Source organism: Rhizorhapis sp. SPR117, assembly GCF_021742065.1.
In genome coordinates this window covers 1-916 of the sequence record NZ_JAKKIE010000205.1, presented here as the reverse complement: position 1 = coordinate 916, position 916 = coordinate 1, and the positions used below count along the sequence as shown (strand labels likewise).

The window sequence follows — 916 nt, the reverse complement described above, 5'->3', positions numbered from 1 at the left end:
GAACGCAGATAGGCAAGCACCGCTTCGCCGACCGGCTCAAGCGGGGGCAGGAATGTGCTAGCTCGCGTCTTGTTGTGCCTCGCGATGCTCGATCAGATTGCTGTACTCAATGGCTGGATTGATGCGAAGACCGCAAGGATCAAGGAACTCGCAGCCGCCACGCTGGTATCGAAGCGATTGCAGACCATGCCTGGCGTCGGCCCGCTGGTGGCGATGGCAGTGGAGACCTTTGCGCCTGACATGACGAGCTTCCACAACGGCCGTGACTTTGCGGCGTGGCTTGGATTGGTGCCGCGGCAGTTTTCATCAGGCGGCAAGGAACGGCTCGGGCGGATCACCAAGGCCGGCCAGGCCGACATCCGGCAGATGCTGATCATTGGTGCCATGTCGCGATTGAACTGGATGGGACGCAAGGCGATCCCGGAAAGCTCATGGTTGGCGCGCATGATGGCTCGTAAGCCGCGCATGTTGGTCGCCATCGCATTGGCGAACAAGATGGCGCGCCAGATCTGGGTCATGCTGACAAAGAACGAGGACTACAAGAATCCGATGCCGGTCATGGCTGCCTGATACAAGGCCAACGCAGACAGGCTGGATGAAAGGGGTGTGAGAAGGCGACGACCCGAATGGGCAAAATGATCGAACAGATCTGGATCAGGAAAACCAGTTCAGGACTCTGAGTGATAAAGCTCGCCAATGAGATTTGGACCTGATCCGCGGATCACCATACCGGCCAGCGGCATTTGAAAGCGCCGTAATCTAGGCCTGACAGAAGACCGCACTCGATCATCAGTTCAAACGGTCAGAAACCATCTTGCATCACGGGCGGCAACCACAGAAGTCCTGACCCTAGTCACCCGGAACTGTAATCCACCTCATTGATTCACGCCTCTTTGAGGAGATGAACAATGCTAGG

Annotated in this window: 1 pseudogene; it reads left to right on the top strand. The window is 57.2% G+C overall.

Features of this window, described 5'->3' with window-relative positions:
- Nucleotides 1–90 precede the first annotated feature (90 nt).
- A pseudogene (locus L3X40_RS21975) lies at nt 91–570 on the top strand (transposase); the annotation flags it as partial.
- Between the last annotated feature and the right edge of the window lie 346 nt (nt 571–916).